21 protein-coding genes are annotated in these 23,969 nt (G+C 72.7%); 5 read left to right on the top strand and 16 right to left on the bottom strand.

Features of this window, described 5'->3' with window-relative positions; translation table 11 throughout:
* Window positions 1-4: 4 nt before the first annotated feature.
* The 11 genes from murC to mraZ form a co-directional block, all read right to left on the bottom strand.
* Window positions 5-1,393, bottom strand: coding sequence for a UDP-N-acetylmuramate--L-alanine ligase (gene murC / locus IE317_RS28050; protein ID WP_191314342.1), 1,389 nt, complete (start codon window positions 1,391-1,393; stop codon window positions 5-7).
* Entirely contained in the window at window positions 1,386-2,510 is a 1,125-nt protein-coding gene (gene murG / locus IE317_RS28045) for an undecaprenyldiphospho-muramoylpentapeptide beta-N-acetylglucosaminyltransferase (RefSeq protein ID WP_191314341.1), read from the bottom strand. Before murG ends, murC begins: the two co-directional genes overlap by 8 nt.
* Window positions 2,507-4,009, bottom strand: a complete 1,503-nt coding sequence (gene ftsW / locus IE317_RS28040) for a putative lipid II flippase FtsW (protein ID WP_191314340.1) — start codon at window positions 4,007-4,009, stop codon at window positions 2,507-2,509. Before ftsW ends, murG begins: the two co-directional genes overlap by 4 nt.
* Entirely contained in the window at window positions 3,996-5,402 is a 1,407-nt protein-coding gene (gene murD / locus IE317_RS28035; protein WP_191314339.1) for a UDP-N-acetylmuramoyl-L-alanine--D-glutamate ligase, read from the bottom strand. Before murD ends, ftsW begins: the two co-directional genes overlap by 14 nt.
* Before the next feature lies 1 nt (window position 5,403).
* Complete coding sequence (gene mraY / locus IE317_RS28030) at window positions 5,404-6,486, bottom strand: phospho-N-acetylmuramoyl-pentapeptide-transferase (protein ID WP_043785144.1); 1,083 nt, start codon at window positions 6,484-6,486, stop codon at window positions 5,404-5,406.
* Complete coding sequence (locus IE317_RS28025; protein ID WP_191314338.1) at window positions 6,483-7,985, bottom strand: UDP-N-acetylmuramoyl-tripeptide--D-alanyl-D-alanine ligase; 1,503 nt, start codon at window positions 7,983-7,985, stop codon at window positions 6,483-6,485. Before IE317_RS28025 ends, mraY begins: the two co-directional genes overlap by 4 nt.
* Entirely contained in the window at window positions 7,982-9,526 is a 1,545-nt protein-coding gene (locus IE317_RS28020) for a UDP-N-acetylmuramoyl-L-alanyl-D-glutamate--2,6-diaminopimelate ligase (RefSeq protein ID WP_191314368.1), read from the bottom strand. The genes IE317_RS28025 and IE317_RS28020 overlap by 4 nt, the downstream gene beginning before the upstream one ends.
* Before the next feature lie 260 nt (window positions 9,527-9,786).
* Window positions 9,787-11,712, bottom strand: a complete 1,926-nt coding sequence (locus IE317_RS28015; protein WP_191314337.1) for a peptidoglycan D,D-transpeptidase FtsI family protein — start codon at window positions 11,710-11,712, stop codon at window positions 9,787-9,789.
* Entirely contained in the window at window positions 11,712-12,443 is a 732-nt protein-coding gene (locus IE317_RS28010) for a hypothetical protein (protein ID WP_191314336.1), read from the bottom strand. The genes IE317_RS28015 and IE317_RS28010 overlap by 1 nt, the downstream gene beginning before the upstream one ends.
* On the bottom strand, window positions 12,440-13,387 hold the full coding sequence (rsmH, locus tag IE317_RS28005) for a 16S rRNA (cytosine(1402)-N(4))-methyltransferase RsmH (protein ID WP_191314335.1): 948 nt from the start codon (window positions 13,385-13,387) through the stop codon (window positions 12,440-12,442). Before rsmH ends, IE317_RS28010 begins: the two co-directional genes overlap by 4 nt.
* Before the next feature lie 214 nt (window positions 13,388-13,601).
* Window positions 13,602-14,033 (bottom strand): division/cell wall cluster transcriptional repressor MraZ, encoded by a 432-nt coding sequence (gene mraZ / locus IE317_RS28000; protein ID WP_014467434.1) that lies wholly within the window; start codon window positions 14,031-14,033, stop codon window positions 13,602-13,604.
* Between the two features lie 506 nt (window positions 14,034-14,539).
* Between mraZ and IE317_RS27995 the strand changes: the two genes are divergently transcribed.
* Window positions 14,540-15,505: a hypothetical protein gene (locus tag IE317_RS27995; RefSeq protein WP_191314334.1), complete on the top strand. Its 966-nt coding sequence runs from the start codon at window positions 14,540-14,542 to the stop codon at window positions 15,503-15,505.
* A gap of 53 nt (window positions 15,506-15,558) precedes the next feature.
* On the opposite strand, the gene IE317_RS27990 is transcribed toward IE317_RS27995, so the two are convergent.
* Genes IE317_RS27990 through IE317_RS27975 form a run of 4 tightly spaced genes read right to left on the bottom strand, consistent with a single transcriptional unit; the run spans window position 15,559 to window position 17,732 of the window.
* Window positions 15,559-16,284, bottom strand: coding sequence for an ESX secretion-associated protein EspG (locus IE317_RS27990; RefSeq protein WP_191314333.1), 726 nt, complete (start codon window positions 16,282-16,284; stop codon window positions 15,559-15,561).
* Window positions 16,281-16,838, bottom strand: a complete 558-nt coding sequence (locus tag IE317_RS27985; RefSeq protein WP_191314332.1) for a PPE domain-containing protein — start codon at window positions 16,836-16,838, stop codon at window positions 16,281-16,283. Before IE317_RS27985 ends, IE317_RS27990 begins: the two co-directional genes overlap by 4 nt.
* Window positions 16,839-16,852: 14 nt before the next feature.
* Window positions 16,853-17,398 (bottom strand): DUF3558 domain-containing protein, encoded by a 546-nt coding sequence (locus IE317_RS27980; protein ID WP_191314331.1) that lies wholly within the window; start codon window positions 17,396-17,398, stop codon window positions 16,853-16,855.
* Window positions 17,391-17,732, bottom strand: coding sequence for a hypothetical protein (locus IE317_RS27975; RefSeq protein WP_191314330.1), 342 nt, complete (start codon window positions 17,730-17,732; stop codon window positions 17,391-17,393). Before IE317_RS27975 ends, IE317_RS27980 begins: the two co-directional genes overlap by 8 nt.
* Before the next feature lie 273 nt (window positions 17,733-18,005).
* On the opposite strand from IE317_RS27975, the gene IE317_RS27970 reads away from it, so the two are divergent.
* Genes IE317_RS27970 through IE317_RS27955 form a run of 4 tightly spaced genes read left to right on the top strand, consistent with a single transcriptional unit; the run spans window position 18,006 to window position 23,201 of the window.
* Window positions 18,006-19,073, top strand: a complete 1,068-nt coding sequence (locus IE317_RS27970) for an AAA family ATPase (RefSeq protein ID WP_191314329.1) — start codon at window positions 18,006-18,008, stop codon at window positions 19,071-19,073.
* A gap of 29 nt (window positions 19,074-19,102) precedes the next feature.
* Window positions 19,103-20,377 carry a DUF58 domain-containing protein gene (locus IE317_RS27965; RefSeq protein ID WP_191314328.1) on the top strand — a complete coding sequence of 425 codons (1,275 nt, stop codon included), beginning with the start codon at window positions 19,103-19,105 and terminating at the stop codon, window positions 20,375-20,377.
* Window positions 20,374-20,640 carry a hypothetical protein gene (locus tag IE317_RS27960; protein WP_191314327.1) on the top strand — a complete coding sequence of 89 codons (267 nt, stop codon included), beginning with the start codon at window positions 20,374-20,376 and terminating at the stop codon, window positions 20,638-20,640. The genes IE317_RS27965 and IE317_RS27960 overlap by 4 nt, the downstream gene beginning before the upstream one ends.
* Window positions 20,637-23,201 carry a transglutaminase family protein gene (locus IE317_RS27955; protein ID WP_191314326.1) on the top strand — a complete coding sequence of 855 codons (2,565 nt, stop codon included), beginning with the start codon at window positions 20,637-20,639 and terminating at the stop codon, window positions 23,199-23,201. The genes IE317_RS27960 and IE317_RS27955 overlap by 4 nt, the downstream gene beginning before the upstream one ends.
* 327 nt (window positions 23,202-23,528) lie before the next feature.
* Here the strand turns inward: IE317_RS27955 and IE317_RS27950 are convergent, their stop codons facing one another.
* Window positions 23,529-23,933: a DUF3040 domain-containing protein gene (locus IE317_RS27950; RefSeq protein ID WP_191314325.1), complete on the bottom strand. Its 405-nt coding sequence runs from the start codon at window positions 23,931-23,933 to the stop codon at window positions 23,529-23,531.
* Window positions 23,934-23,969 lie beyond the last annotated feature (36 nt).

The raw sequence follows: 23,969 nt of genomic DNA, 5'->3' as shown, positions 1-23,969 counted from the left end.
GGCCTCAGCGCTTGTCCAGCTCGGCGAGGATTTCCGGCCCCAGCTGCGTGACGTCGCCGGCGCCCATGGTCACCACGAGGTCGCCGGGCTTGGCCAGCCCGGCCGCCAGCGGCGCCGCGACGTCGAACGCGGGCTCGTAGTGCACCGACGCGGTCACCTGGTCCGCGATCAGCGCGCCGGTGACGCCCGGCTCGGGCTCCTCGCGCGCGCCGTAGACGTCCAGCACCACGACCTCGTCGGCCAGCGACAGCGCGGAAGCGAACTCCGCCGAGAAGGTCTTGGTCCGCGAGTACAGGTGCGGCTGGAAGACCACGATCACCCGCCCGGACCCGGCCGCCGTCCGCACCGCGCGCAGCTGCGCGGCCACCTCGGTCGGGTGGTGGGCGTAGTCGTCGTACACCCGCACGTCGCCGGCCCGGCCCTTGAACTCGAACCGCCGCCGCACCCCGCCGAACGCCGCGAGCCCCTCGACCATGCCTTCGACCGGCGCCCCGAGCTCGATCCCGGCCAGCAGGGCCGCGACCGCGTTCAGCGCCATGTGCTCGCCCGGCACGGCGACGCGCACCGAAACCTCGGTCCCGTCCAGCTCGAGCCGCACGACCCCGCCGTCCGGCGCCGGGACGTAGTCCAGCACCCGCGCGTCGGTGGCCGTGCGGCCGTAGCGGCGGACCCGGACGCCCAGCTCCGCGGCCTGTGACCCTAGCTCGTCCGCCGCGGCGTCGTCGGCGCAGACGATCAGCAGCCCGCCCGGCACGATCCGGCTCACGAACTCGGTGAACACCTTCGTGTAGGCCTCGGCCGTGCCGTGGTGGTCCAGGTGGTCCGGCTCGACGTTCGTCACGACCGCGACCGACGGCGAGTAGGTCAGGAACGAGCCGTCGCTCTCGTCGGCTTCGGCGACGAACACACCGCCCTCGCCGTGGTGGGCGTTCGCGCCGGACTCGTTGAGGTCGCCGCCGATGGCGAACGACGGGTCGAGCCGGCAGTGCTGCAGCGCCACGGTGAGCATCGACGTCGTCGACGTCTTGCCGTGCGTGCCCGCGATGCAGGCGACCCGGTGGCCCTCCATCAGCCCGGCCAGCGCCTGCGCCCGGTGCAGCACCGGGATGCCCGCCGCCCGCGCCGCCGCGAGCTCGGGGTTGGTCTCCTTGATCGCCGTCGAGACGACCACGGCCGACGGCGGCTCGGAAAGCGCGGAGATGTTCGCGGCCGCCTGGCCGACGAACAGCTCGGCACCCTGGGCACGCAGCGACAGCAGCGCGCGCGACTCCTTGGCGTCCGAACCCGACACGAAAGCCCCGCGGGCCAGCAGGATCCGCGCGATCCCGGACATCCCGGCCCCGCCGATCCCGATCAGGTGCGCCCGGCGCAGTTCCTCAGGCAACTCAAGCACCGGCAGCCTCCAAGACGATCCGGGCGAGGGTCTCGTCGGCCTCGCGGTGGCCCATGCCGACCGCCGCCGCGCCCATCTTCGCGACGCGGTCGGCGTCGGTGACCAGCGGGACGACCAGCTCGGCGACCTTGGCCGGGCTCAGCTCGGCGTCGTCGATCATCAGCGCGGCCCCGGCGTCGACCGCGGGACGGCCGTTGGTGGCCTGCTCGCCGTTGCCGATCGGCAGCGGGACGAACACCGCGGGCAGCCCCACCGAGGTCACCTCGGCGACGGTCATCGCGCCCGACCGGCAGATCGCGACGTCGGCCGCGGCGTAGGCCAGGTCCATCCGCTCCAGGTACGGCACCGGCACGTACGCCGGCTTGCCCGGGAACTCCTGCACGACCAGGGTGTTCTTCGGCCCGTGCGCGTGCAGGACGCCGACCCCGGCGTCCGCGAGGTCCTTCGCCGCGCCGGACACCGCGGCGTTGATCGACTGCGCGCCCTGCGAACCGCCGAAGACCAGCAGCGTCGGCGCGTCCGGGTCCAGGCCGAAGAACTCGCGCGCCTCGGCCCGCAGCGCGGCCCGGTCCAGGGCCGTGATCGACCGCCGCAGCGGGATCCCGACCACCTCGGCGTTCGGCAGCGTCGTCCCCGGAACGGCGACCGCCACCCGGCGAGCGAACCGCGCACCGACCTTGTTGGCCAGGCCGGCCGACTTGTTGGCCTCGTGCACGACGATCGGCACGCGCCCGCGCGCGGCCAGGTAGGCGGGCAGCGCGACGTACCCGCCGAAGCCGACGACGACGTCCGCGCCGACGCGCTCCAGCACCTCGCGGGTCTTGCGCACCGAGTCGCGGACCTTCAGCGGCAGCTTCACCAGCTCCGGCGTCGGCTTGCGGGGCAGCGGCACCGGCGGGATCAGCTCGAGGGGGTAGCCGCGGGCCGGGACGAGCTTGTTCTCCAGGCCGCGCTCGGTGCCGAGGGCGACGACCTTCGCGTCCGGGCGCAGCCGCATGACGGCGTCGGCCAGGGCGAGGGCGGGTTCGATGTGTCCTGCGGTGCCACCTCCGGCGACCACGACCACCGGCGCTTTGCCCGTGGCGGCTCGCTCGGTTCCCTTGACGGGCTTACTCACCTATGACCTCTCCGGTTCGCGGTACTCCGGGTACCACGGCTCGCTGTTGTCCGCGCGGCCCCGCCGCGAGACGTGGCCGTGCTCGTCCGTGCCGCGCTGCGGCGCACCGGCTCGCGGACCGACCTGCGTCGTTCCTGCGCCGGGGCGGGCCGGGCCGCACGGGGCGCCGGCCGGGCCGCCTTCGCCCCACTGCGCCCCGCCCCCTTGCGCGTGGCGGGCGGACGGTACGGGTCGGGCGCGGGCAGCCGCAGCAGACGCCCGAATTTACCCGGCCCCTGCGTGCGCAGCGCGGCCACCGCCTCCGGTTCGTGCCGGGCGGCGTTCGCGAGCACGCCCATGATGAGCATGGTGATCACCAGCGAGGTGCCACCGTAGGAGATGAGCGGCAGCGTGACGCCGGTGACCGGCAGCAGGCCGACGACGTAGCCGATGTTGATGCCGGCCTGCGCCACCAGGAACACGGTCAGCGTGCCGGAGACGATCCGGATCCACGGGTCGATGTTGCGGGTGGCGATCCGCAGCCCGACGACGGCGACCCCGCCGAACAGGACGAGCACCACGACGCAGCCGATCAGCCCGAGCTCCTCGCCGATCAGGGCGAAGATGAAGTCGTTCTGCACGTTCGGCAGGTAGCCCCAGTTGGACGTGCCCTGGCCGAGCCCCTTGCCGAGGAAGCCGCCGTCGGCCAGCGCGAGCTTGGCCTGGTTGGCCTGGAAGCCCTCGGCGCTGACGTCGGCGTCCGGCGAGAGGAACGACATGACCCGGGCGAGCCGGTAGGGCGCGATGACGGCCAGCACGAGCACCCCGGCCAGGCCACCGGCGAGGATGACGCCGAACAGCCGTTTCGGGGCGCCGGCGAACCACAGCAGCGCCAGCAGCACCACCGCCAGGGTGACCGTGCCGCCGAGGTCGGGCTGCAGCATGACCAGGGCGAACATCAGCAGCGCGATCGGCACCACCGGCACCAGCAGGTGCCGCCACTGGTGGATGACGTTGTACTTGATCACCAGGATGTGGGCGCCCCAGAAGGCCAGTGCGACCTTCGCGGCTTCGACCGGCTGGAAGGTGAACTCGCCGATCTTGAACCAGCCCTGCGAGCCGTTGACCTCCGAGCCGAGCGGGGTGAGCACGAGCACCAGCAGGCCGAGGCAGATCACCGTTGCGGTGGCCGACATCCGCCGGATCCGCTCGAGCTTGACCCGCAGGCCCAGCCAGAACACGACCGAGCCGAGCGCGACGAACACCAGGTGCTTGATGAACAGCGAGTACACGCCGCTGCCGGTCTTCGGGTTGTAGGAGGCGACCGACGACGCCGAGAGCACCATGACGATGCCGATGACGGTGAGCACGCCGGTGAGGGCGAGCACCAGGTGGAACGACGCCAGCGGCCGCGAAAGCCACGCGGTCAGCGCGGTCCGGAAGGCGACGAAGCCGCTCTCCTTGCGCTCGCGGCGCGGCCGCTTCGGCGGCGGTTCCGGCTTGTTTTCAGCTGTCGTCACTCGGCTCCCCCGCTGCGTCGTCGCGGAGGACACGCACGGCCGCGGCGAACGCGTCGCCGCGCTCGCCGTAGCTCGAGAACATGTCCAACGACGCCGCGGCGGGTGCCAGCAGCACCACGTCACCGGGTCGGGCCATCGCGCTGGCCGCATTCACCGCCGCAGTCATGGGTTCATCGTCACCCGGACGGAGGCTGTTCACCGGGACATCCGGCGCGTGTCGCGCAACCGCGGCGGCGATCACGGGTGAATCCACGCCGAGGAGCACAACCCCGCGGAGGCGGCCCGAGATGCTGCTCACCAGTTCGTCGACCGAGGCGCCCTTGAGCTGGCCCCCGGCGATCCACACGATCGACTCGTGCGCGCGCAGGGACCCGGCGGCCGCGTGCGGGTTGGTCGCCTTCGAGTCGTTGACGTACCGCACGCCGGCCACCTCGGCGACCTCGACGGCCCGGTGCGGGGCCGGCTGGTACTCGCGCAGGCCCTTCAGCACGGCCTCGGGCGTGACGCCGTGGGCGCGGGCCAGCGCGGCCGCGGCGAGGGCGTTCGCGACGTTGTGCGGGCCCGCCGGGCGGACGTCCGTCAACGTGGCCAGTGCTTCGGCGCTGTTCGCCGGGTCGGCCACGAAAGCGCGGTCGACCAGCAGGTCCTCGACCACGCCGAGTTCCCCGGCGCGCGGGGTGTCGAGCTGGAAGCCGACGCGGCGGGCGCTCTCGGGCGCGTGCTCGGCGGCGATCCGGGTGGACCAGTCGTCGTCGGCGTTGTGCACGGCTACCTTGGCGCGGGTGTAGACGCGGCCCTTCGCGGCCGCGTACTCCGCCATCGAGCCGTGCCAGTCGATGTGGTCCTCGGCCAGGTTCAGCACCACGGCCGCGTCCGGGGCCAGCGTCGAGGACCAGTGCAGCTGGAAGCTCGACAGCTCGACGGCCAGCACGTCGTAGCCCGCGCGGACCGCGTCGAGCGCCGCGTACCCGATGTTCCCGCAGGCCACGGCGTTGGCACCGGCGGCCTTGAGGATCGACTCCAGCATGCCGGCGGTGGTCGTCTTGCCGTTGGTGCCGGTGATCACCAGCCAGCACGGCGGGTGCTCGCGCAGCTGCCCGACCCGCCAGGCCAGTTCGACGTCGCCGATCACCTCGACACCCGCCTCGGCCGCGGCCACCAGCAGCGGCGACGTCGGCCGCCAGCCGGGGCTGGTGACGACGAGGACGACGTCCGAAGGCGGCTCGGTCAGGCCCGGCACCAGCTCGGCGCCGAGGCCGTCCAGCTCGGCCAGGCGCTCGGCGTTGCCGTCGGTGACGGTGACGCGCGCGCCCAGCTCGACCAGCACCGGCACCACGGACTTGCCCGTGACCCCGGCCCCGGCGACGAGTACGTGACGACCGGCAACATCCATGTCAGCCGCCGAGGCCCAGCTGCTCGCTGTAGAACAGGCCGAGGCCGAACATGCAGCAGATCGCCGAGAGCAGCCAGAACCGGATGATCACCGTGGTTTCGGCCCAGCCGGCCAGCTCGAAGTGGTGGTGGAACGGCGCCATCCGGAACAGCCGCCGCCGGGTCGTCCGGAACACCGCGATCTGCGCGACCACCGAGATCATCTCGACCATGAACAGGCCGCCGATGACGATGGCGAGCAGCTCGGTGCGGGTCGTCATGGACAGCCCGGCCACCAGGCCGCCGAGGGCCAGGGAACCGGTGTCGCCCATGAAGATCTTCGCCGGGGCCGCGTTCCACCAGAGGAACCCGACGCAGGCGCCGGTCGCCGCGGCGGCGACCACGGCCAGGTCCAGCGGGTCGCGGACGTCGTAGCAGGCGGCGGCCGGCGCGTTGGCGCAGGACAGCCGTTCCTGCCAGAACGAGATGACGACGTAGGTGGCCAGCACCATCGCCGCCGCGCCGCCGGCCAGGCCGTCGAGCCCGTCGGTGAAGTTCACCGCGTTCGACCAGCCGGAGATCACGATGTAGCAGAAGATCACGAAGATCACCGAGGGGAAGGTGATCAGCGCGAGGTCGCGGACGTAGGAGAGGCTCTCCGACGCCGGCGTGATGCCGTGCTCGTTCGGGAAGTTCAGCACCAGCACCGCGAACGCGATGGTGACCACCAGCTGCCCGACCAGCTTCGCGGTCTTGTTCAGCCCCAGGTTGCGCTGCTTGCGGATCTTGATGAAGTCGTCGAGGAACCCGACGATCCCCAGGCCCACCGCGAGCATCAGGACGAGCAGCCCCGACGCCGTCGGCGCGCCGCTGCGGGAGTTGAACATCCAGTTGATCAGGTGCGCGGCGAAGTACCCGACGACCATCGCGATGATGATCGCGACACCGCCCATGGTCGGGGTACCGCGCTTGGACTTGTGTCCCTGGGGGCCTTCCTCGCGGATCTCCTGGCCGAAGCCCTGCCGGGAGAAGACCCGGATCAGGTAGGGCGTGAGCAGGATGGAGATCAGCAGGCCCGCCGCGGCCGCGATCAGGATGCTGATCACGCGTCACCACCGTTCGAGCGATTCTCGGAGTTGTCGGTTTCCCGGGGTTCGAGCAGGGCTTCCGCGACCCGCCAGAGGCCGGCCGCCTTGGAGGCCTTGACCAGCACCACGTCCCCGGGGCGGAGCTGATCATGCAGCAGGGCGACGGCGGCCTCGACGTCGGGTACCAAAGTGGACTCCTCGCCCCAGGAGCCTTCCTGGTGCGCCCCCTGGTGCATGGCCGCCGCCTCAGGGCCGATGACGACGAGCTTCGAGATGTTGAGCCGGACGACGAGCCTGCCGATCTCGTCGTGGGCGTTGACCGAGTCGGCGCCGAGCTCGCCCATCACGCCGAGCACGGCCCAGGACCGGCGGCCGGTGTCCCGCGTCATCGCCGCGAGGGCCTTCAGACCGGCCCGCATCGACTCGGGGTTGGCGTTGAACGAGTCGTTGAGGATCGTGACGCCGTCTTCGCGGGTGACGACCTCCATCCGGCGCGCCGAGCGCCGCTCGGCGGCGGACAGCCGCGCGGCGATCTCGTCCGGCGACGAGCCCAGCTCCAGGGCGATCGCGGCGGCGGCGAGCGCGTTGCTCACGTGGTGCTCACCGTGCAGCGGCAGCTGGACGTCGGCCTCCCCGGCCGGGGTGACCAGCCGGAAGGACGCGCGGGCCTGATCGTCGAGGGTGATTCCGGTCGCCCGGACCTGCGCGGACGCGCTTTCGCCGAAGAACACCACGCGGGCCTTCGTGCGGCTCGCCATGGCCGCGACCAGCGGGTCGTCGAGGTTGAGCACCGCGACGCCGTCCTCGGGCAGGGCCTCGACCAGCTCGCCCTTGGTCTTCGCGATGCCCTCGCGCGAGCCGAACTCGCCGACGTGCGCGCTGCCGACGTTGAGCACCGCACCGATCCGCGGCGGGGCGATCTCGGCGAGGTGGGCGATGTGCCCGGGCCCGCGCGCGGACAGCTCCAGCACGAGGTGGCGGGTCCCGGCGTCGGCGCGCAACGCCGTCCACGGGTGGCCCAGCTCGTTGTTGAACGACCCGGGCGGCGCGATCGTCGGGCCCAGGGGCTCGAGCAGCTGCGCGATCAGGTCCTTGGTCGAGGTCTTGCCGGACGAGCCGGTGACCCCCACGACCGTCAGGGTCCCCTCGGCCAGGCGCTGGACGACGTGCCGGGCGAGCTTGGCCAGCGCGGCCAGCACCGCGGCGCCGGAGCCGTCCTTGTCGCCGGTCAGCGCGACCGACCGCTCGTGGGCCTCGCCCGCCGGCAGCGGCGGCACGACGATCGCGGGCGCGTCGACCTCGCGGGCGGCCAGCACGGCCACCGCGCCGGCCTCGACGGCCTGCGCGGCGAAGTCGTGGCCGTCGACCTTCTCCCCCGGCAGGGCGGCGAACAGGCCGCCGGGGGTGAGCTTCCGGGTATCGAACTCCACGGTGCCGGTCACCTGCGCGCCCGGCTCGGCGCGGTGCAGCCGGCCGCCGACGACGTCGGCGATCTCGGCCAGGCTGAGCACGATCACACACTCACCTCGAGTTTGTTGCGGATGGCCGCGGCCAGCTCGTCGCGGTCGGAGAACGGGTGCACGACACCGCCGGCCTCCTGGCCGGACTCGTGCCCCTTGCCGGCGAGGAAAACGATGTCGCCCGGCTCGGCCAGGGAAACGGCGTGCGCGATGGCCTCGCGGCGGTCACCGATCTCGATGACCTCGCCGCCCTCGGCGGGACCGACCGCGCGGGCGCCGGCCAGCATGGCGGCGCGGATCGCCGCCGGGTCCTCGGAGCGCGGGTTGTCGTCGGTGACGATCAGGACCTCGCTGCGGCGGGCCGCGGCCTCGCCCATCATCGGGCGCTTGGCGGTGTCCCGGTCGCCGCCGCAGCCGAGCACGGTGATGATCCGCCCCTCGGTGCGGGCCCGCAGCGCGTCCAGGCCCTGGGCGACCGCGGCCGGCTTGTGGGCGTAGTCGACGACGGCGGTGAACTCCTGGCCGACGTAGACCCGCTCCATCCGGCCCGGCACCTGCACCTGGGCGAGGCCGGTGACGATGTGCTCCAGCGACACGCCCGCGGTGCCGAGGATCGCGGCGGCGAGCACGGCGTTGGCGACGTTGAACTCGCCGGGCAGCGGGATCCGGGCCGCAGCGCGGACGCCGCCCGGGCCGTGCAGGGTGAACGTCTGCTCGCCCTGCGGGGTGGCCTCCAGGTCGGTGGCCTTCCACAGGGCGTCGGTGCCGGGGTCGGTCGTGACGGTGATCGTCTGCGGCGTGAGCAGGGCCTGGCCCCACGCGCTGTCGACCACGACGACCTCGTGCGTCGAGCGGCCGTCGAACAGCAGGGCCTTCGCCTCGAAGTACTCCTGCATGTCCTTGTGGAAGTCCAGGTGGTCCTGGGAGAGGTTCGTGAAGGCGCCGACGGAGAACCGGGTGCCGTTGACCCGGCCCAGCGCCAGGGCGTGGCTGGAGACCTCCATCGGCACGTGCGTGACGCCGCGTTCGAGCATCACCGCGAGCAGCGCCTGCAGGTCCGGCGCCTCGGGCGTGGTGAACCCGCTGACCAGGCGTTCGCCGGCGATCCGGGTCTCCACCGTGCCGATCAGGCCGGTGGTCAGCCCGGCCGCCTGCAGGCCGGCGTCGACGAGGTAGGACGTGGTGGTCTTGCCGGAGGTGCCGGTGACGCCGAGGACGGCCAGCTTGAGGGACGGCTCGCCGTAGATCCAGGCGGCGATCTCGCCCAGGGCCGCGCGCGGGTCGGCGTGGACCAGGATCGGCACGCCGGCGTCGCGCAGGGCGGGCCGCTCGGCACCGGCGGCGTCGGTGAGGACGGCGACGGCCCCGGCCGCGACGGCCTGGTCGCTGAAGTCGGCGCCGTGGGCACGGGCGCCCGGGAGCGCGGCGAAGAGGTCACCGGGCAGCACGTGCTGCGCGCGCAGCGTGGTGCCGGTGACGGTCAGCTCGGCCGCGTCGGGGCTCTCCGCGATCAGGCGAGCGTCCGCCCTGGCGAGCAGCGTCGCCAGCGGGACCGGGTCGATGCGCGCCGGGCGGGGCGGCGCGGGGACCGCTTTCACCGGGCTTTCCGGCACCTGGGAACTGGACGAGGACACGGACACGGCCAAGAGGCTACCGGCGGCCGCTCCGGGCCCCCGCACGCGGTACGGCGATTGCGTGCGGCCCGGGCACATGTGCTAGGCCCCCGCCCGCTCCTCCTTGCCCCGCAACACTTTCCCCCTTGCCGGCCCATGTGGACGCCAGCCCGAACGCAGTGAATGACTCATTCCTGGCGTCCGACGCCAGGAATGAGTCATTCACTGCACCCCCGCGAGGGTGCCTATGGGGTGATGATGAGCGGGACCTCCGGCGAGGGGCCGTCGGACAACGGGATCTGGTACCGCTGCGTCACGTAGGAAGCGATGGTGTGGAACAGCGGCGCGGCGGAGTGCCCGACCGGCAGCGTCGTGTCCGGCGCGTCCAGCCGGATCCCGACGACGAACCGCGGGTGGTCGGCGGGCAGGATGCCGGCGAAGGTGATGTTGTACAGGTGGTCGCTGTAGGCCTTCGTCCGCGGGTCGACCTGCTGGCCGGTGCCGGTCTTCCCGGAGATCTGGTAGCCCTCGACGGCCGCCGTCGGCGCGGTGCCCTTCTGCAGGCCCTTGCCGTTCTGGGCGACCGCGCGCATCATGTCGCGCACCGTCTTGGCGGTCTCGGGGCTGACCACCCGGACCGACTTCGGGGCCGGCTCGGGCACGGTCGTGCCGTCCGGGTTCACCTTGGCCTTGACGATCCGGGGTTCCACGCGCACGCCGTCGTTGGCGATCGCCTGGTACATCCCGGCCATCTGCAGGACGGTCATCATCAGGCCCTGCCCGATCGGCAGGTTGCCGAAGGTGGTCGCCGACCACTGGCTGCGTGCGGGCACCACGCCCGCGCTCTCGCCGGGCAGGCCGACGCCGGTGCGCTGGCCGAGGCCGAACAGCTTGAGCAGGTTCGAGTACCGCTCCTCGCCGATCTTCTGCGCCAGCAGCAGCGTGCCGATGTTGGACGACTTGGCGAAGATCCCGGTGGTGGTGAACGTCTGGGTGCCGTGCGTCCAGGCGTCGTGCACCGTCTTGTCGGCCACCTGCAGCGCGCCGGGCACCTCGACCGTGGACTCCGGCGTCGCGATGCCGTAGTCGATCGCCCCGGTCGCGGTGACGAGCTTGTTGACCGACCCCGGTTCGAACGGCGTGGTGACCGCCGGGTTGGCCAGGTCGTCGGTGTTCCAGGTGCTCTGGTCGTTGGGGTCGAACGTCTTGTCGTTGGCCAGTGCGTAGACCTCGCCGGTCTTGGCGTCCATGACGACCGCCTGGCCGCCCTTGGCGTGCGACTGCTGGACGTAGTCCGCCAGCTGCCGCTGCACCTCGTACTGCAGGTCGGAGTCGATGGTCAGCTCGAGGTCGGAGCCGGGGACGGCGGCCTGCAGGTCGCGCTCGGTGCCCGGGATGACGACGTTGTCGCTGCCGTTCTTGGTGTTGACCATCATCCGGCCCGGCGTACCGGCGAGGTCGTTGTCGCGCAGCAGCTCCAGCCCGACCAGGCCGTGGAGGTTGTGCTTCGACACGTCCTTGTCTTCGGAACGCCAGTTCGCGGCCCCGACGATGTTGGCCGCCAGGCCGCCGCCCGGGTACTCGCGCAGCGCGCGCTTCTCGACGCCGATCCACGCGAAGTGCTTCACGATGTCGGCGGCGACGGACGGCTCGACGTTGTTCACCAGGTACGTGAAGGACGCCTGCTTGTGGAACAGGTCCAGCAGCTGCTGTTCGTTCAGCTGGTTCGGCACCTTGGCCGCGATGTACTTCGCGGCCGCGGCGGTCTCGCTGTCGAACGTCTTCTTGGTGCCGGGGTTCTTCGCGGCGAAGTCGTCCATGCTCTTGTGCAGGGCCTTGAGGTTCACCGACAGCGTGCGCACCTCGACGCTGAACGCCAGCTTCGCGCCGTTGCGGTCCACAATGGACCCGCGCTGGGCGGGGATGTCGATGGTCTGGGTGCGCTGCCGTTCGGCCGCGGCCGAGAGCGCCGCGGCGTCGAACCACTGCACCTGCACCAGTTTCACGCCGGCGACGAGCAGCACGGCGACCAGCAGCAGGCGCACGGCGGAGAACCGGCTCCGGTGCCCGCCGTTCCCCCGGCGCGCGGCCGCGCTGCGGGTGCCCGCGGCGTAAGTCCGCCGAGCGCTGCCCACGGCGCGCGCGCGAGCCTGGTTGCGGCCCGAAGCCATCACTGGCCGCCTCCCGGCTGGGCCGGCGGCTGTTCCTCGGCGGGCACGGCGGGCTGGTCGCCCTCGATCGGCGCGCCCTGCTGCGACTGCGTACCCGCCGCGGGCGCGGCGGGCGGCGCGGCCGGCACGACGGGAGCGTCCGCCTTGGCCTTCTTGGGCTCGCCGACGAGCGAGGTCTTCCCGTCCGGGCCGACGACGATGCGCGCCGGGTCACCGCCGGGCACCATGCCCAGCTGCTGGGCCGCGGGGGCCAGCGAAGCGGGCGACTCGGCCTTGGCGACGTCGCGCTGCAGCTGTTCCTTCTGCTCGGCCAGGTTCGCGTTGGTGGTGCGCAGCTGCTCGAGCCGGTAGGAGTCGGCGATCGCCTGCGTGGTCAGCCACAGCGTGGTCGCCACGCCGGCGGCCAGCAGCGCCATCATCATCAGCACGAACGACGCGCGCGACTTCGGCAGCAGCAGCTTCAGCTTGAGCTTCGGCTTCTCCACCGCCTCGGCCGGCCGGGCCTTCGGCTCCGGGCGCGCCTCGCGTTCCTTCAGCAGGTCGGCACGCTGCGCACGGCGGGCGTAGGCGCGCTCGGCCGCGGACGTGCGGCCTCGCGACCCACGCCGTGACGGCGCCGGCGCCGGCTGCTGGTCCGGCTCGACGGTCGTCGAGGTGCGGGCGGCCTCGGTGCGACGGCTCCCTGTCGCCGGCGCGGCCCGGCGACGGGAGGACTTCGCGGGAGCGGTCATCGCGGCTCTCCGATCCTCTCTGCGGCCCGCAGCCGCACCGAGGCGGCACGCGGGTTCCGTTCGATCTCCTCTTCGCCGGCCTTCTCGGCGCCGCGCGTGAGGAGCTTCAGCTCCGGTCCGTGCCCCGGCAGCTCCACCGGGAGCCCTTCCGGGGTGCGGGACTTCGCGAGCTCGGCCAGCGCCTGCTTGACCAGCCGGTCTTCCAGGGACTGGTACGACTCGACGACGATCCGGCCGCCGACCTTCAGGGCGCCCAGCGCCGCCGGCATGGCGCGGCGGAGCACCTCGAGCTCGCCGTTGACCTCGATCCGCAACGCCTGGAAGGTGCGCTTGGCCGGATGCCCGCCGGTGCGGCGGGTGGCGGCCGGGACGGCGTCGTAGAGCAGCTCGACCAGGCGCCCGCTGGTGGTGAACGGCTCCTGTTCGCGGGCTTTGACGACGCTCTTGACGATCCGCTGCGCGAAGCGTTCCTCGCCGTAGTCGCGCAGGATCCGGACCAGCTCGCCGGGCGCGTAGGTGTTGAGGACGTCGGCGGCGGTGAACCCGGTCGTCGGGTCCATCCGCATGTCGAGCGGGGAGTCCTTGGCGTAGGCGAACCCGCGCTCGGTCCGGTCCAGCTGCATCGACGAGACGCCGAGGTCGAACAGGATGCCGTCGGCGTGGCTCAGGCCCACGCTGCGGAGGGCTTCGGGAAGCCCGTCGTAGACCGTGTGCACGAAGTCGACGCGGTCGCCGTGGCGGGCCAGGCGTTCTCGCGACTTCTCGAGTGCGGCGGGGTCGCGGTCCAGCGCGACGAGCCGCAGCCGCGGGAAGGCCTCCAGAAGGGCGTCCGAATGCCCGCCGAGGCCGACCGTCGCGTCGACGAGGACGCCGTCGCGGTCGGCGAACACGGGGGTGAACAGCTCGACGATCCGGTCGAGCAGCACCGGGACGTGCTCGGTCATCGTGGTCTCCCCCTCTCTCGCCTGGGCGGCCCGGGGGAAATATGACGGATGCCGTCAGGTCCCTGTCCGCCCGCTGCTGACCTGGTACCGGGGAAGGTGCACCAGGGCCATTGAGCGGACAGAGGCCTCACGGCATCCGGGTGGGCTTCCCCTCCTCGCGCGGGCGGGCGAACCTCTCGTCCCCCGACGACGAAGGTGCACCGCGACCGCACGACTAGAAGACGCCCGGCAGTACTTCCTCTCGAGCCTTCGCGTAGCTGTCTTCGTGCTCCTCCAGGTAGCCCTGCCACGCTTGGGCGTCCCAGATCTCCAGCCTGGTGATCGCCCCGATCACCACGCACTCCTTGCTGAGCCCCGCGTAGCGGCGGAGCTCGGGCGCGATGGTGATGCGCCCCTGCCCGTCAGGGCGTTGTTCATCCGTGCCGGCGAACAGGTAGCGCTGGTAGGCCCGAACCGCCTCGTTCGTGAACGGGGCCTCGGCGACCTTCCGCGCCATCTGCTCGAACTCGGCGCGGGGGAAGACGAAGAGGCAGTGGTCCTGCCCCTTGGTAAGCATCAGCCCACCCGCCAAGGCGTCACGGAACTTCGCGGGCAGCGCGAGCCGCCCTTTGTCGTCCAGCTTCGGGGTGTGGGTGCCGAGGAACACGGCCTCCACCTCCCTACCGTCCACGGTGGCGAACCACCCCGGACGGCCACGGGGCTTCCCTTCCGCCCCACTGGCCACCACCGTACCCCACTTTTCACCACAGTCAACGCGACAAACGGGCAGACCACTCCGTCGTGTGTTCCGTTTGCGCAGGTCAGCCGGGTGGGGCCTGGTGGGGGGCATGGTGGGGGACGGTGGCCAAGATCCCCCGCACCGGGGTCCGGAGCAACCTCAGCTGTTCCCCGCGCGTCCGCATAACGGCCGCGACAGAACCCTCCACCCCCCAAGTGGGGCTCCGTGGGGGACGCAGGTGGCCCAAAGTGGGGAACCAGGGGCCCCGGGCGCCGGCCCCAACGTCAGGAATGAGTCATTCACTGCATCCGACGCCAGGAATGAGTCATTCACTGCACCGCCAGGTTGTCCACAGCCGGACGCAGATACCCCGAGTAGTCCACAGATCACACAACGACACCTCCGAACGCGGCCCCATCCGTCACGATCGGCGGATGGACAGAAGATCTTGGACTCGCGACGCGGAGAGACTCTTCGCCGCCAGCCGCCGTGGCGTGATCACCGTGACCCAGCTGGAAGCCTTGGGGGTGCCACAGGAGACCAGCTACCGGCGGTGCCTTCCCGGCCGCCCCTGGCGGCGGCTCCTGCCAGGGGTGGTGCTGCTCCGCACCGGTGAGCCCACACGTCGGCAGCTGCTCGAAGGTGCCCTTCTCCACTGCGGTGACAACGCGATCATCACCGGTATGGAGTCATGCCGGCGCCAAGGCCTGAGGCGGGAGGTGGGCACGGATGAACCGGTCCACCTGCTCCTGCCCGCCCATCTGAAGACCACCAGCTGCGGTTACGTCCTCGTCGAGCGGACCACCCGCATGCCCGTCCCGGTCCACCGCGACGGGCTCCCGCTGGCCCCCGCACCGCGAGCGGTGTTGGACGAGTGCCGGCGGTTGCGCGAACATCCGCCCATCCGGGCGTTGCTCGCCGAAGCCGTCCAGCAGCTCGGACTCGACCCGGCCGAGCTGAGCGCGGAGCTGGAAACCGGCAGCCGCCGGGGAACCGCAGTGCCCCGCGCGGTCCTCCGGGAAATCGCTCGTGGTGCCCGGTCCGCGGCGGAAGGCCTGGCGATGGGCTTGTGGCGCCGCACCGGGCTGCCGGAGCCGGTTTGGAACTTCGAGGTCCACGACGAGCACGGCCGTTACATCGCCACCCCGGACGCCCGGTGCGACGAGGTGGCCTTCGCCTGGGAGATCGACTCCTACGAGTTCCACTTCGGGCAACCGGGTTACGCGGCCACCCTCGCCCGCAACAACCGGTACGCCGCCGCCGGGATCGCCCTGGTCCAGACCGTGCCGAGCCGATTGCGCAACGAGCCACGCGCGGTAGTCGCCGAACTGGTCTCCGCCTATCGCACCGCCGCCGCCCGCCCGCGCCCGCCCGTCAAGCTCGCCGCACGCAGTGAATGACTCATTCCTTGCGTCGGACGCCAGGAATGAGTCATTCACTGCGCTGAAGCGGCTCAGTCTTCCGGGCTCAGGAGGGACGTGACGCGGGCCGCGAGCCGGGTGCTGTCCACCGGGCTGACGGTCACCCACCCCGCCCCACCCCGGCCCGGCGTCTTCGTCGCGCAGTACGCCCCGACGTCGGTGTCGAACCACGTCAAGCCGCCCACCCGCGCCACCCGGCCCGACGCCGACCGGCGGAGCACGCTGAACTGCCCCGCCGCGTACACCGGCCGCGCCTGGATCGCCCGGACCTCCTCGAGCTGCGCCGACGCCGTTCCGGACCCGACCTCCGAAGCGAGCGTCGACGCCGGCAGGCTGATGCCGTACCCCGGTCCCGCCGACAGCTCCGGCAGGACGTCGACGATCGCCGTCGCGAGCTCGCCCGAGCTGATGGAGTCCAGGCCGATCGTCTGCTCCGGCTGGGTCGCCAGCACCCCGCGGCGCCCGCGGACCGCCGTCACCGCTCGGAACGGCAACGACGCCGTCATGTCCGCCAGCGCCTCGCACGCGACGAACACGTCCGCGTCCGCCAGCAGCTGCAGCCGCGCGGCCAGGGCCGGCTCCAGCCGGGACCCGTCATAAAGGCCCCGCGAAGCAAGATTCTCGTAGACGGCCTTCCGGACCTCGGCGCGTTCGGCATCGGTCACGCCGACGCTGCGGACGCTCAGCGGTTCCGGCGGGCGGTCGTGGCCGAGGTCGGTCCACAGGATGTCGAACGCCGACGCCGAAATCCGGATCAAGCCCGCCCCAGCGCCGGCGGGGCGGGGAACTCCTCGGCGGGCACGTGCCCGCGCAGCGCGGTGTCCCGGGTCCGGAGGACGTCGATGGCCTTCTGCCGCGCGGCCTCCGCCTCGGCCCGGCGCGCCGCCATCTCCCCGGCCAGCCCGGCGAGCACGAACACGCTCCCGCTGGACGCCGCGTCGCGGATCATCGACGCCGGGTCGTAGGACACCGGCGGCGGCATGTCGGCCCGGGCCCGCGCGGCCACCTCGGCCTGCGCCCCGACCGCCTGGCCGACCGACGCCGAGACGGCGGCGGAGTGCGAGAGCCACTGCGCGGCCCGGCCCAGCGCCGCGCGCGCCGCGTCACCCGCCTGGCCACGCCAGTGCTCGTCCGAAGCCGCGATCAGCGCCGCGACGTCGGCGGTGGACTCCTGCAGCCGCTTCGCCAGCCCGTCCCAGCGCGCGCCCGCCTCGCCCGCGGCGACCGGGTCGTTGCCGCGCTCGACCTCCGCGGCCATCGCCTCGTGGCTGTAGGCCTCGTACCGCGCGGTCGGGACGGGTGGTTCGGGCACGGCGCACCTCCTGGTCAGGGCAGCTTGGGTTCGACCAGCCCGGCCACCGTGCCCGCGCGACGGCAGGCGAGCGGGGTGTCCGAGAAGCCGGTGTTGCTGACGTCGATCTGCACGCTGGCGCCGTCGCCGACGCCGAGGAGGACCGCGCAGGTGCCGTCGGCGGCCTTCTTGTCGGCGACCTTCAGCGCGGGGTGGGCGCCGACCGTGGTCTTGGTGACGTTCTTCTTCGCGACCTCCAGGTCGGCCAGGCCGTCGGTGGCGCTGAGGGTCACGGTGACCCCGAAGCTGCCGGGCACGGTCCAGTCGCACGCGCGGGCGCCGGCGATCTCCTTCGGCTTGCCGAGGACGCCGATCCCGGCGGTCGACCGGTCCTGCGGGGTGAGCAGCGTGCAGGGGTCCAGCGCGGCGAGACCGGTCCAGGCGACCGGCGGTGGCGCGGTCGTGGCGGACCGGGACGACGCGGAGGTGTGCCCGGCCTCGGCGGGGTGCTGCCCGCAGCCGCCGAGCCAGAGAAGAAGGACGGGCGCGAGCCACCGGACCGTCCGCCGCCGCTCATCCACCCGTGCAGTCCACCCCTTCGGCTGCCTGCTCGTCCGCGTGCTGGTACTTCGCCAGCGCCTCGCCGATCCGCCGCTTGAGCGTCTCCAGCTCCTTGCCGAACGCCGTCAGCTGCTGCACCGCCGAGCCCTGGCCACCGATGCCATACTCCGCCATGAACGCGCCGATCTCCCCGGCGTACCCGCCGCCCAGCGGCACGCTCCGGCCGAGCACCTTGGCCTCGCGGACCATCTCGCCGACGACGTCCTGCAGCCGGCCGAGCTTCGCGTAGGCGTCCGTGGCCAGCTCCGGCGCGACCGCGAAGCCGCGCAAGTCGTAGGGCAGCACCTCGCTCATAAGCGGTTACGCCTCTCCGTAGCCGGGCGACCTCGAACCGCAGCATACGACAGAGCAGGACGTCAGCGGGAGCACCCAGAATCGGGTGAACACCCACCCGTTCGGGGTATCGTCGCTGCTTGCGCAGTGTCATCGCGGGGTTCCACCCCCCGGTTCGCCCGGGTTTGACACACTGGGTGGAAGGCTGGTCGCTGCGCGCGGACAGCAGCGAGGGGGCCGTTTCGGCCCGGCGGTGCGCACAACGCGCGCGGCCATGCGCCACCAGGAGGTCGAGTGACGTCGAGAATCCAGTCTGCCGCGCCCGGATCGGGCGAGCAGGCATCCGGGCGGCCGCCTTACCCGGCGGAGCCCTCGGGCAACGGCCGGGTCCACGGCCACCCCGGCAGAGTGCCGCTGGACGAGCTGCACGACACCGCCCGGCGGATCGCCGCCAACGTCGAGCGCGTGCTGGTCGGCAAACCCGACGTCATCCGGATCGCGCTGGTCACGCTGCTCGCCGAAGGCCACCTCCTGGTCGAAGACGTGCCCGGCGTCGGCAAGACGTCGCTGGCCAAGGCCCTCGCGCGGTCGATCGACTGCACGGTCAGCCGCATCCAGTTCACCCCCGACCTGCTGCCGAGCGACGTCACCGGCGTCTCCATCTACAACCGCCAGTCCGGCGAGTTCGACTTCCGCCCCGGCCCGGTGTTCGCGAACATCGTGGTGGGCGACGAGATCAACCGCGCCTCGCCGAAGACGCAGTCGGCGCTGCTGGAGTGCATGGAAGAGCACCAGGTCACCGTCGACACCTCGACCTACCGCCTCGAGCAGCCGTTCATGGTCATCGCGACCCAGAACCCAATCGAGATGGAAGGCACCTACGCGCTGCCCGAAGCCCAGCGCGACCGGTTCACCGCGCGGGTCTCCATCGGCTACCCCGACCAGCAGGCCGAGCTGGCCATGGTCGACGAGCACGCCGGCCACAACCCGCTGGAAGACCTGCAGCCGGTGTCCGACGGCGAGACCGTGCACAGGCTGATCGAGACGGTCCGCGGCGTGCACATCGCGCCGGAGGTCCGCCGGTACGCCGTCGACGTCGTCGCGGCCACCCGCGGTGTCCCGGAGATCCGGCTCGGCGCGTCCCCGCGGGCCACGCTGCACCTCGTCCGCGCGGCGCGGGCGCAGGCCGCATTGTCGGGCCGCGAGTACGTGGTGCCGGACGACCTGCACACGGTGGCCGTCCCGGTGCTGGCGCACCGCCTGGTGCTGACCACGGAAGCCCACGCGGCCCGCCGGTCGGCGACCGACGTCGTGCGCGCGGTGCTGCACCGGGTGCCGGTGCCGCAGGGCGCCCGGCCCTAGCTTTCACCTCCAACGGGGAAGAGAACGGCATGCTGCGTGCCCTGTCCGGCCTGACCACCCGCGGCCGCTGCCTCCTGGCCGCGGGGATCGCCGCCGCGGTGTGCTCGTTCGTGCTCAACGAACGCGACCTGCTGCGGGTCGCGGTCTTCGTGGTGGCGCTGCCGCTGCTGGTCGCCGCGTTCATCTCGGCGACGCGGCTGCGCATCGGCGCCACCCGCACCCTGCGCCCGCAGCGGGTCGCGGTCGGCGGCGGCAGCGAGGTGCAGCTGGAGCTGTGGCGCAGCGGACGGCTGCCCGCCGGCGAGATCCTGCTCGAAGACGGCGTGCCGTACGCGCTGGGTTCGCGGCCGCGGTTCGTCGTCGAACGGCTCCCGCACGACCGGCGCGTCGCCCTGCGCTACCCGCTGCAGCCGGTGCTGCGCGGGATCCAGCAGGTCGGGCCGCTGCGCGCGACGATCACCGACCCGTTCGGGCTGTGCGAGTTCGAGCGCGAGCTGATCGGGCACTCGCGGCTGGTCGTGGTACCCCGCGTCGTGTCGCTGTGGGGCCTGCCGAGCGGCGCGGGCATCGGCGTCGGCGACGACGGCACGGTCCGGCTGCACGCCGGGCAGGGTGAGGCCGACGTGATCGTCCGCCAGTACCGCCAGGGCGACGACCTGCGGAAGGTGCACTGGCGCTCGACCGCCCGCCGCGACGAGATCATGGTCCGCGTCGAGGAACGCCCGTGGCGCGGCGGCACGACGGTGCTCCTGGACCACCGAGCGGCCGCACACCACGGCGCCGGCCCGGCGGCGAGCCTGGAGTGGGCGGTGTCGTTCGCGGCATCGGCGGCCCTGCACCTGCGCCGGTCCGGCCACCGCGTCCGGCTGGTGAGCGAGCACGGCGTCACGCTCGCGGACACCCCGGGCGACGGCGGGGACCATTACGACCACGTGGTGCTCGACGCACTGGCCGCCCTGCAGCCGGCGCACCAGCGCGACATCACGCTGGCCGGCGACCCGGCCGAGGGCCAGGAGCTGATCGCGGTGCTCGGCACGGTGAGCACGGAGGCGGTGCACGAGCTGACCCAGTACCGCCCGCGCGGCATCCGGAGCTTGGCGGTGCTGCTGGACACGCCGACGTGGTCGGCGGGGGTTTCGGCACCCGAGCAGAGAGCCGCGGCAACGGAGGACTCGGCGGCGCTGCTGCGCGCGGCCGGGTGGGGCGTGATCGTCGCGGGGCCGGGGTCGCCGATGCCGCAGGTGTGGGCCGAGCTGTGCCGCAGCGGGGCCCGCCGCGGGACGCTGATCGGAGGCCCGCGATGAGCGCCGCCCGGCACGCACCGGAGCACGACCCGGGCGGGGTTGCGCTGCCGGACCAAGGCGCGCAGCAGCCGCGCACCGACCGGCGGCCCGCCGTGAGCCACGCCCGGCACGCGACAGCCCGCAACCCCCGCCAAGCCGCGCAGCAGCCGTGCACCAACCGGCGGCCCGCCATGAGCCGCGCCCGGCACGCACCAGCCCGCAACCCGCGCCAAACCACGCCGAGCACTGCCCGCCACCACGTCCTGATCGGGGGTCCGCGATGAGCACCGCCGCCCCGCCGCGGAAGTTCGACCGGCCCGCGCCCCGGCCGGAGCGGCCGCTTTCCGCCTGGCGCAGCAGCGTTCTCGCGCCCGTCGCCGCCGGGATTGCCACCCTGTGCGCCGCCACCTCGGTCACCAGCGTCGTCTCCGGGCTGGCCTGGTTCGGGTACCTGTTCGTCGCCGTCCTGCTCATCGGGGCCGCCGGGCTGGCTCTCCGCTCGCTGCAGGCGCCGACCGTCCTCGTCGGCTTCGGGCAGCTGCTCGTCCTGCTCTTCCTCATCACCGGCGCCTTCACCACGCACGGCATCCTGCAGGTCATCCCCGGCCCGGAAGCGTTTTCCGAGATCGGGACCACGCTGTCGAGCGCCGCCGAGCAGATCCGCGTCGGACTGCCGCCGGTCGAGGGCAGCCAGCCGATCCTGTGCCTCGTCACCATCCTCATCGGGCTGGTCGCCGTCCTCGTCGACACGCTGACCGTCGCCGCCGCGGCACCCGCGGCGACCGGGCTCGTGCTGCTCTGCGTCTACGCCGTGCCGGCCGCGCTGAGCGAAGAAATGCTGCCGTGGTGGACGTTCCTGCTCGGCGGGGCGGCGTTCGCCGGCCTGCTCGCCGTCGACGGCAACCACCGGCACCGGCGCTGGCGCACCCGGGAGGCCCCGGGGCGCAGCGGCAAGCCGGGCGTGCTGTCCGCGCCGGTCGCGGTCGTCTGCGCGGCGATCGTGCTCGGCCTGCTGGGCGGGGCGATCTCCTGGGTCGGCACCATCGGGCGGATGCCGTTCGGCGAGGGCGGCAACGGCCCCGGCGCCGGCGCCGGCGGCTTCGGCATCCAGCCGTTCACCGAGCTGCGCGGCATGCTCGACCAGGGGTCGAACCGCGAGCTGTTCAAGGTCCGCGGCCTCGGCACCGACCGGCGGCTGCTGCGCGCGATGACGCTGGACACCTACTACCCCAACAAGGGCTGGGGCCTGCACGACGAAGGCCGTTCGCAGCAGGGCGTCCCGGTCGGCCCGCAGCTGCCGCCCGCCCCGGGCGACGACGGCACCGGCACCGCGCGCCGGATCGACGTCGAGCCGGCCAGCTGGCGGGATAACTGGCTGCCGGTGTACGGCGCGCCGCGCGTGATCGACGGCGCGGGCACCGGCTACCTCTACGACCAGATCAGCGGCACGGTGTTCACCACCCGCAGCGAAGCGCCGCCGGCGTACACCGAATACGCGTCGCTGAGGGAACCGACGGCCGCGGAACTGCGCGTGACGCCGCGCGTCGACGACCTGCCGCCGCGCTACACCCAGCTCGACCGGGTCGACGACCGCGTCCGCGCGAAGACCGAGCAGCTGATCGCCGGCGCGTCCAACGACTTCGACCGGGCCACGGCGATCTGGCGCTACTTCACCGCGCAGCAAGGGTTCGTCTACGACACGAAGACCGCGCCGGCGAACGACGCCGACGCGCTCGCCGACTTCATCCTCAACGGCAAGCGCGGCTTCTGCGAACAGTTCGCTTCGGCGATGGGCGTGATGCTGCGGGTGGCGGGCATCCCGTCGCGGGTGGCGATCGGCTTCACGCCGGGCGTGCAGGTCAACGACTACCTGTCGATCACCACCCAGGACGCGCACGCGTGGGTCGAGGCGTACTTCGGCGACAAGGGCTGGGTGACGTTCGACCCGACGCCGCTGTCCGACGGCCGCGGCATCACCCCGTCTTACCTGCAGGCCGGCCCGCAGAACGGCAACCAGCCCGACGACACCCAGGTGGCGCCGAGCACGGTGCAGTCGAGCGCGGCGCCGACCGGCGTGCCCCGCGACAACGAGCCGAACCTCCCGGCGCAGGCGGCCAAGGACACGTCGAGCGGCGACGACTGGCTGTTCGACGTCGCGGTGGCGCTCGCCGCACTGGGCGCGGTCGCGCTGGCCGCCGCGGCGCTGCTGCGGCGGCTGCTGGATCGCGGACGTCCACGGCCGGGCGACGGCGCTCCGGCGCCCGGGCCTGCCGACGGCGACCGGAGCGAGGGCTCACTGCTGGTGAGAGCGCCGGCGCCGGTCGCGGCGCCGTCCCGGTTCCAGGCGCTGGCCGGCTGGCTGCCGCTGCTGGCGGTGGCGCTCTGGATCACCGCGCTGGGCCTGCTCGCGGCGTCGGTGGTCTGGTGGCTCGGGCTGCTGGTGGTGGTGCTGCAGCTCCTGCTGGCGGGCCCGGCGCTGGCCCGCGAGGTCGTCCGACGGCGGCGCCTGCAGCGCATCGTCCAGCACCAGCCGGGCGCGTCGGACGCCGCCTGGGCAGAGCTGCGTGCGGAGTGCGCGGACCGCGGGCTCCCGATCCCGAGCAGCGACACGGTCCGCGTGGCGGGCCAGAAGCTGGCGGCGAAGCACCACCTCGACGACGAGGGCCGCCAGAGCCTCCGGACGGTCATCGGCGTGCTGGAGAGGTCGTGGTACGGCGAAGACGACGCCCCGCAACCGGAGCTCCCGCCGGCGTTCGAGGGACTCCGGCGCAGCCTTCGCCGCAACGCGCCGCTCTCGTGGAAGGGAAAGCTGTTCCCCCGCTCGATCTTCCGCAACCGCACCTGACCACCCCCACCCGAGGTCCCGGTCTCGCGCGTGCTGGGAAGGGCATCTCGCGTGATCAGCCGGGCATCACTCGTGTCTGGAGGGGCATCACGCGTGATCCGCGAGGCTTCATCGTGATGCCCCGCTGATCACGTGTGATGCCCCTCTGATCACGTGTGATGCCTCCGCAAGCACGCGAGATACCTCTTTGGTCACGGGCGGGGTCACCCGGGTGGGGGTCACCCCGTGTTACCGCGGCCGGGTGGGATGTCGTGGGGTGGTTGAGCACACAAGAAGATCCGCGTCCCGCCCTGTTCGGCGGGACGCGGATCTCGTCGTCTTGCGGCGCTACTGCTCCTCGAAGCGCTGGCGGAAGCGCTCCTCCATCCTCTGGGTGAAGGAACTCCGGCGGCCCGATGGCTTGCCGCCGCGGGTGGCCGGCCCACCGGCCCTGCCGTCTCCGTCGGCGCCGTGCCGAATCGATGTGACGGCCATCATGACTCCGAAGAACATCACGAGGAACCCGAGCACGCTGATCAGCGGGATGTCGGCCACCCGGAACTGCGGCACCACCACGCCCAGCACCAGCAGGGCCACGCCCACTACGAACAGGGCGATGCCCTGAATACGCCGTCGGCGAGCGGGGCGACGCAACCGGGTGCCACGCACCGTGGATGCGAACTTGGGGTCCTCGGCATAGAGCTCGCGCTCGATCTGATCGAGCAGCCGCTGCTCATGCTCGGAGAGTGGCATCTTTCCTCCTCCGGCACAGCTGTCGCGGGCGCCGGG

The sequence above is a fragment of the Amycolatopsis bullii genome (assembly GCF_014654205.1).
GTDB lineage: Bacteria > Actinomycetota > Actinomycetes > Mycobacteriales > Pseudonocardiaceae > Amycolatopsis > Amycolatopsis plumensis.
The sequence above is the reverse complement of the archived record's forward strand: the minus strand, read 5'-3'. Positions and strand labels throughout refer to the sequence as shown.

Excerpts from the sequence above, each read along its gene's own strand:
- murD (WP_191314339.1), bottom strand. The coding sequence starts at position 5,402 with ATGGATGTTGCCGGTCGTCACGTACTCGTCGCCGGGGCCGGGGTCACG.
- IE317_RS27975 (WP_191314330.1), bottom strand. The coding sequence starts at position 17,732 with ATGAGCGAGGTGCTGCCCTACGACTTGCGCGGCTTCGCGGTCGCGCCG.
- IE317_RS27960 (WP_191314327.1), top strand. The coding sequence starts at position 20,374 with ATGAGCGCCGCCCGGCACGCACCGGAGCACGACCCGGGCGGGGTTGCG.
- IE317_RS27995 (WP_191314334.1), top strand. The coding sequence starts at position 14,540 with ATGGACAGAAGATCTTGGACTCGCGACGCGGAGAGACTCTTCGCCGCC.
- IE317_RS27955 (WP_191314326.1), top strand. The coding sequence starts at position 20,637 with ATGAGCACCGCCGCCCCGCCGCGGAAGTTCGACCGGCCCGCGCCCCGG.
- IE317_RS28015 (WP_191314337.1), bottom strand. The coding sequence starts at position 11,712 with ATGGCTTCGGGCCGCAACCAGGCTCGCGCGCGCGCCGTGGGCAGCGCT.
- rsmH (WP_191314335.1), bottom strand. The coding sequence starts at position 13,387 with ATGACCGAGCACGTCCCGGTGCTGCTCGACCGGATCGTCGAGCTGTTC.
- IE317_RS28010 (WP_191314336.1), bottom strand. The coding sequence starts at position 12,443 with ATGACCGCTCCCGCGAAGTCCTCCCGTCGCCGGGCCGCGCCGGCGACA.
- IE317_RS27965 (WP_191314328.1), top strand. The coding sequence starts at position 19,103 with ATGCTGCGTGCCCTGTCCGGCCTGACCACCCGCGGCCGCTGCCTCCTG.
- IE317_RS27950 (WP_191314325.1), bottom strand. The coding sequence starts at position 23,933 with ATGCCACTCTCCGAGCATGAGCAGCGGCTGCTCGATCAGATCGAGCGC.